Genomic DNA, 7,032 nt, shown 5'->3' with positions numbered 1-7,032 from the left:
GCCCGCCGCACCGAGGGCGCGACCACATGACGGAGCAGGCGCCGGATCATCACCAGCCCCCCGAGGCGCCGCCGCCACCGGAGCGGCCACCCCCCCCCCCCCCCCCCCCCCCCGCCGCCAACCACCCCCCCGACCCCCCCCCCCCCCCGCCCCCGCCCCCCGGCCCCCCCCCCCCCCCCCCCCACTACCGTCTGGCAGACAGTGCCGTCCCGGCTGGCATGTGCCATCAGTCCTGCCCCCAAAGAGCGCAGAACGCAAAGCCTGCACACACTTCACCGGACAGGGCAGGAGTAGGCTTGGGACTTTCCTGTCGGGAGGGGTTTCCATGCGTGTGCGTGCCGTTGTTGTAGCGATCGCCCTTGGCCTGTCCAGCACCGTGCTGGCCGCCGATACCCCGCCGATGACCCCGGACATCAGCGGCAAGCCTTTCGTGGCCCCCGATGTCGGCCGTGACTACGACAAGCGCGTGGTGATGGTGCCGATGCGCGATGGCACCAAGCTGTACACCGTCATCGTAGTGCCCAAGGGCGCGCACAACGCGCCGATCCTGCTGACCCGCACGCCCTACGACGCGGCCGGCCGCGCCAGCCGCATCGATTCGCCGCGCATGCGTGACATGCTGCCGCAGGGCGATGAAGTGTTCGTCGATGGCGGCTACATCCGCGTGTTCCAGGACATCCGCGGCAAGTACGGTTCCGAAGGCGATTACGTGATGACCCGGCCGCTGCGCGGGCCGTTGAACAACACCAAGGTCGACCATTCCACCGACGCGTGGGACACCATCGACTGGCTGGTCAAACACGTGCCGGAGACCAACGGCAAGGTCGGCATGCTGGGCTCGTCGTATGAGGGTTTCACGGTGGTGATGGCCTTGACCGACCCGCATCCGGCGCTGAAGGTTGCCGCACCGGAAAGCCCGATGGTCGATGGCTGGATGGGTGACGACTGGCTCAACTACGGCGCGTTCCGCCAGGTCAACTTCAACTACTTCGCGATGCAGACCGAGAAGCGCGGCAAGGGCACGCCGCTGCCCAGCCTCGGCTACGACGACTACAGCACCTTCCTGCGCATCGGTTCCGCTGGCGATTACGCACGTTTCACCGGCGTGGACCAGCTGACCTGGTGGAAGAAGCTGGTGCAGCACCCGGCCTACGATGCCTTCTGGCAGGGCCAGGCGCTGGACGCGGTGATGGCGAAGACGCCGCTGAAGGTGCCGACCATGTGGCTGCAGGGCCTGTGGGACCAGGAGGACATGTGGGGCGCCAACCATGCCTACCAGGCGATGGAGGGGCGCGACACCGGCAACAATCTCAATTACCTGGTGATGGGCCCGTGGCGGCACAGCCAGGTGAACTACACCGGTGACACGCTGGGCGCGCTGAAGTTCGACGGTGATACCGCACTGCAGTTCCGCCGCGACGTGCTCAAGCCGTTCTTCGACCAGTACCTGGTGGACGGCGCGCCGAAGGCCGATACGCCGCCGGTGCTGATCTACAACACCGGCGAAAACCATTGGGACCGCCTGCAGGGCTGGCCGCGCAGCTGCCAGAAGGAGTGCACCGCAGCCAGTAAGCCGCTGTACCTGCGTGCCGGTGGCAAGCTGGCCTTCCAGGCGCCGGCGGCGGGCGAGGGTGACTTCGAGGAATACGTGTCCGACCCGGCCAAGCCGGTGCCGTTCGTGCCGCGTCCGGTGCGCTTCGGCGATCGTGACATGTGGACCACCTGGCTGGTGAAGGACCAGCGCTTCGTCGATGGTCGCCCTGACGTGCTGACCTTCATCACCGAGCCGCTGAGCGAGCCGCTGCGCATTGGTGGCGCGCCGGCGGTGCACCTGCAGGCATCGACCAGCGGCACCGACAGCGACTGGGTGGTGAAGCTGATCGACGTCTACCCGGACCAGGATGCCTCGTCGCCGGAAATGGGTGGTTATGAGCTGCCGGTCTCGCTGGCGATCTTCCGCGGCCGTTACCGCGAGAGCTTCAGCGAGCCCAAGGCGCTGGTGGCCAACCAGGTGCAGCCGTATCGCTTCGACCTGCCCAATGCCAACCATGTGTTCCAGAAGGGGCACCGGGTGATGGTGCAGGTGCAGTCCAGCCTGTTCCCGCTGTACGACCGCAACCCGCAGACCTACGTGCCGAACATCTACCTGGCCAAGCCGGGGGATTACCAGAAGGCCACGCAGCGGGTGTGGCACAGCGCCGCGCAGGCCAGTTACATCGATCTGCCGGTGTATTGAGGTTGGTGGTGCATGCAGGAGCGTGTCGACCAACGGTCGAAACCCACCAGAGCAGGGATCGAGCGGTGTTGGTAGCGCCGGGCCCTGCCCGGCGGTAGTGCCGGCCGCTGGCCGGCATGCCATGCAGAAGCGTGTCGACCAAGGTCGACACCTACCAGAGCGGTGATCGATCGGCTCAGGACTGAAGGCTATCGCTCGTCAGCAATCCGTTGTCGAGTCGCTGGAACAGGTCGCCAATGGATTCCGCAACCGGTTTCCCTTGGCTGATATCCAGGTTACCAAGATCGAATGAAGTTACGTGTCCATGAAGGGGTGGACGAAGATCAAGTGCGATCAGCGTCGATCCTCCGTCTGTCCCAATGCCGATGAAGGCATCCTCAAGGTAACGACGGATCAGGTAATCGTCGTTGAGGGTGATGATGCTGGCGACTGGCCATAGGTCGAGGTAGCCAAGAGGGAATACGCAGCGACCGCCATCTGACCAGCGCAGAAACTGCAGGAACTCCTCAGGAATCGTTGCCCCGGCCCAGTGCTCCTGCAGCTTGCCGAGGTCGTCAGCATGTGCGCCCACTTCCTGCAGCCATCGACTTTGCATGGCGCGGACAAGGTTGGGCAGCTTGGCTCGATCCCGGTGGTTCACGTGGATTCCCTGCAATCAGTCGTACCACTGTGGCGTTGCCTGTCGCAAGCGACAAGGGGGACACGCGACAAATCCCACGGCTGTGATCGTTGTCAGCGGCGGGCGACGCCAGAGCGTGTCGACCAACGGTCGACACCCACCAGAGCGGGGATCGATCGATGTCGGTAGCGCCGGGCCATGCCCGGCGGTAGTGCCGGCCGCTGGCCGGCATGCCAAGCCAGAGAGTGTCGACCAAGGTCGACACCTACCAGGGGGTGGATCGAGCCAGAGCGTGTCGACCAACGGTCGACACCCACCGGAGCGGAGACCAACCCACCAGAACGGTCGACACCCACCAGAGCGCAGCTCAACCCACCTTCGAGGGCCCGGTGCGCCAGCGGCTGGGTACCAGGCCGAAGCGCTTGCGGAAGGCCGCTGCGAAGTTGCTCGGGTGGCGGTAGCCGGTAGCGGCCGCGGCCTGCTCGACGCTCCAGCCGCGTTCGCGCAGGCCCTGTTCGGCGTGGTGCATGCGTTGTTCGTGCAGGTAATCGAATACCGAACAGCCGTACTGCTGCACGAAATGACGGCGCAGCGAACTGGGGCTCATGCAGGCGATCTGCGCCAGTTCGACAAGGCTGTGCTCATGGCTGGGGTCTTCGCGCAGGAAATCGCGCACGCGTTCCAGCCGCGCATGCTGCCCGGCACGCAGCGCACGGGTGGTTGCACCGTGCAGGTCATCGGCCTGCAGGCCGACCGCCAGGATCTGCAGGGCCAGGCCCTCGCGCCACAGTGCATCCAGATCGCCCTGCCACGGGCTGTCGAACAGCTGCGACAACGCCGGCACCAGTGTGTGCGGAATGGCCCAGTGGCGGCAGCCGACCTCGCTGCCCTGCAGTGCCTGCTGCAGCGCGGGTTGTTGTAGCAGGTCCACATCGAACTCCGCAGGAATGCGCAGGATCACGCCACGTAGGCGCACGCTGCCCGGATGCACGCCGCGCATCTCGACCGGTTCACGGTGATGGCTGGTCATCGCGGTGCCGGCGCGCAGGCTGAAGGCCTCACGCTGCGGCACCTGCACGTCGACCTGGCCATCAAGCATCATCCGGATCGACAGGCCCGGCCGCTGCTCGGCAGTGGCCGTATAGCCCACGCGGTTGCACACATCGGTGGCGATCAGGCTGAGGCCGCCGCGCAGGGTCTGTTCGTGCATTTCGCCGCGACCGACCCATTGGTCGTCGCGCAGGTCGCGCGGGTCGGCGCGGTAGTCATAGCCGTGCCGATCGCCGAAGCGACGGTAATCGGCAAAGGTGAAATATCGGGACATTGCGAGGCCGCTCAGCTGGGGAGGAGAGTGCTGGCGTCGGCTCGCAGGAACATTCTAGCGCGGGCCCGCCGCCGCAGCGACGGGCCGGTGACAATGGATTACGCGCCCAGTGCGGGGTAGTCGGTGTAGCCGTGTTCGCCGCCGCCATACAGGGTGCTGGGGTCGAGGTCGGCCAGTGCGGCGCCACTGCGCAGGCGCGCCACCAGATCGGGGTTGGCAATGAAGGGCCGCCCGAACGCGACCATGTCGGCGTAGCCGCTGGCTACGGCCTGCTCGGCACGCGCGGCGTCGTAGCCGTTGTTGGCAATCCACGGGCCACGGAAGCGCGCACGCAGACCGGCGTAGTCGAAGGCGAGGTTGTCACGGTCACCGCCGGTGGCACCTTCGATGACATGGATGAAGGCAAGGCCTTCAATCGCGTCCAGGCGCTCCACCGCGCGGTCGAAAAGCGGCTGCGGATTGCTGTCGTGCGCATCGTTGACCGGCGTGACCGGCGACAGGCGCACACCGGTGCGTGCCGCGCCGATGGCTTCGGCCACCGCGCTGACCACTTCAAACAGCAGGCGCGTACGGTTCTCGATGCTGCCACCGTAGGCATCGCTGCGGTGGTTGCTGCCATCGCGCAGGAACTGGTCGATCAGGTAGCCGTTGGCGGCGTGCACTTCCACGCCGTCGAAGCCGGCGGCAATCGCGTTGCGCGCGGCGGTGCGGTAGTCCTCGATCAGCGCCGGGATCTCTTCAATGGCCAGTGCACGCGGCGCGGACACATCCTCGAAGCCATTGGCGGTGAAGGTCTTGCCATTGGCACGGATCGCGCTCGGTGCAACCGGCACTTCGCCTTCCGGCAGCAGGCTGGTGTGGGAGATGCGGCCGACGTGCCAGAGCTGCAGCACGATGCGGCCACCGGCGGCGTGCACCGCGTCGGTCACCGGCTTCCATCCAGCCACCTGCGCGTCGCTGTAGATACCCGGGGTGTCGAGGTAGCCCTGGCCGAGCGGGCTGATCTGCGTTGCCTCGGCAATGATCAGGCCGGCGCTGGCACGCTGCTGGTAGTACGTGATTGCCAGCGGCGAAGGCACGCGGTCGGGCAGGGCGCGGTTGCGCGTCAGCGGCGCCATGGCGATGCGGTTGGCCACGGCGATGTCGCCAAGGTGGGTGGGCGTGAACAGCAGATCGGCGGCAGGGCTCATCGAAGGTTCCACTGGGGGAGAGGTGTGGCTTGGAGCATAGGGGCGAATGCGTTGCAGCGATGGGAAGGATCGTTGCAGCGTGCGGGTGCCGCACCGGTGTGGAGATGGCACGTCCGTAACACACGCAGGCGTAACGTCATCGGCAGGCGGATCCGTTCCGCAATGCTGACCAACACGTGGAGAACACAGATGATCGACTACCAGCTCAAGGGCAAGACCGCGATCGTGACCGGCGGTGTGTCGGGCATCGGCCTGGCCGTGGCGGAACTGCTTGCTGCATCCGGTGCCAGCCTCTCGGTGTGGGACCTGAAACAGGACGCGGTGGATGCCACCGTCCAGAGCCTGAAGGCGAAGGGCGTGCAGGCCATCGGTATCGCATTGGACGTGACCGATGAAGCGGCGGTGGAGGCGGCGGTACAGCGCACGGTAAAGGAGCTGGGTGGCATCGACGTGGCGGTGAACAACGCCGGCATCGGCGGCCCGGCTGCAAGCAGTGGCGACTATCCGGTCGATGGCTGGAAGCGCGTGGTCGATGTGAACCTGACCAGCGTGTTCCTGTGCCAGCGTGCGCAGATCCAGGCGATGCGCGCGGCGGGCAAGGGCGGCAGCATCATCAACATGGCCTCGATCCTGGGCCAGGTGGGCTATGCCGGTTCGACCGCCTACGTGGCAGCCAAGCATGGCGTGGTGGGCCTGACCCAGACCGCCGCGTGGGAACATGCCGGCGATGGCATCCGCATCAATGCGGTCGGCCCGGGCTTCATCGCCACGCCGCTGCTGGAAAAGATGGATGCCAAGGTGCGCGCGACGCTGGAAGGGCGCCATGCGCTCAAGCGCGTGGGTACGCCGGAGGAAGTGGCGGCGCTGGTGGCCTGGCTGGCCAGTGATGATGCCTCGTTCGCGACCGGCACCTATTACGCGATCGACGGTGGCTACCTGGCGCAGTGATGCGCTGCTGAGGGGAACTGATGGATGGGGTCAGAGCCCCTGCGGGGATCCGACCCCGGGCATCGCCGGGCGCTGCCGGGTGAACCGGCCGTGGTGGCACCTTCACCGTGGTGCTACACCCCTCGCGCGACGCTCCGGGGAAACTCCCGGAGCCTGCCGATGGAACTCACCCAGGATGTATCGATCCTGCTGCGCGTGGCCGCGGCGATGCTGTTCGGCGGCGTGCTGGGCGTCGAACGCGAGATGGGCAAGCACGCCGCGGGCCTGCGCACGCATATGCTGATTGCCGGGGCGGCGGCGCTGATCGTCGGCCTCGGTGATTCGGTGGCCGAACATTTCCAGCAGGAGCGCTACCGCGACCTGCTGCAGGTCGATCCGGTGCGCCTGATCGAGGCAGTGGTGGCCTGCGTTGGTTTCGTGGCCGCCGGCACCATCCTGCGCGGCAACCGCGAGGACCAGGTCAGCGGATTGACCACGGCGAGTTCGCTGGTGATGGCTGCGGCCATCGGCATTGCCGTGGGCATCGGCAAGTACGTGATCGCCATCGGGGTGAGCGTGCTGTGCGTGCTGGTGCTGGCGGTGATCCGGCGGGTGGAGAAGAGACTCTGAGGGGAGTGGGGGTGGGGGGGGGGCGGGCGCCACCGCCCGGGCGGCGCGCCGGGCCGGCGCGGCGGCGCCCGGCCCGGGCAGCACCGGGGAGCCGAGGTGCCGAGGC

At 67.0% G+C, this 7,032-nt stretch carries 6 protein-coding genes; 3 read left to right on the top strand and 3 right to left on the bottom strand.

Annotation, left to right across the window (positions count from 1 at the left end):
- Nucleotides 1–325: 325 nt before the first annotated feature.
- Entirely contained in the window at nucleotides 326–2,236 is a 1,911-nt protein-coding gene (locus ACVOK1_RS19745; protein WP_481563015.1) for a CocE/NonD family hydrolase, read from the top strand.
- Between the two features lie 175 nt (nucleotides 2,237–2,411).
- Here the strand turns inward: ACVOK1_RS19745 and ACVOK1_RS19740 are convergent, their stop codons facing one another.
- The 3 genes from ACVOK1_RS19740 to ACVOK1_RS19730 form a co-directional block, all read right to left on the bottom strand.
- Entirely contained in the window at nucleotides 2,412–2,876 is a 465-nt protein-coding gene (locus tag ACVOK1_RS19740; protein ID WP_313204661.1) for an SMI1/KNR4 family protein, read from the bottom strand.
- A gap of 346 nt (nucleotides 2,877–3,222) precedes the next feature.
- Complete coding sequence (locus tag ACVOK1_RS19735) at nucleotides 3,223–4,179, bottom strand: helix-turn-helix transcriptional regulator (protein WP_481563014.1); 957 nt, start codon at nucleotides 4,177–4,179, stop codon at nucleotides 3,223–3,225.
- Nucleotides 4,180–4,277: 98 nt separating this feature from the next.
- Entirely contained in the window at nucleotides 4,278–5,369 is a 1,092-nt protein-coding gene (locus ACVOK1_RS19730; protein WP_406235904.1) for an alkene reductase, read from the bottom strand.
- A gap of 189 nt (nucleotides 5,370–5,558) precedes the next feature.
- Between ACVOK1_RS19730 and ACVOK1_RS19725 the strand changes: the two genes are divergently transcribed.
- Together ACVOK1_RS19725 and ACVOK1_RS19720 are read left to right on the top strand one after the other, a co-directional pair.
- The gene (locus ACVOK1_RS19725; protein WP_481563013.1) at nucleotides 5,559–6,317 is read left to right on the top strand and encodes an SDR family NAD(P)-dependent oxidoreductase; all 759 of its coding nucleotides are present in this window, start codon (nucleotides 5,559–5,561) and stop codon (nucleotides 6,315–6,317) included.
- A gap of 159 nt (nucleotides 6,318–6,476) precedes the next feature.
- A complete protein-coding gene (locus ACVOK1_RS19720; RefSeq protein WP_079222238.1) occupies nucleotides 6,477–6,926 on the top strand; it encodes an MgtC/SapB family protein in 450 nt (149 codons plus the stop codon).
- Nucleotides 6,927–7,032 lie beyond the last annotated feature (106 nt).

The sequence above is a fragment of the Stenotrophomonas sp. STEN087 genome (assembly GCF_056759115.1).
Note: the sequence above shows the minus strand (reverse complement) of the source record. Positions and strands in the feature narration are given on the sequence as shown.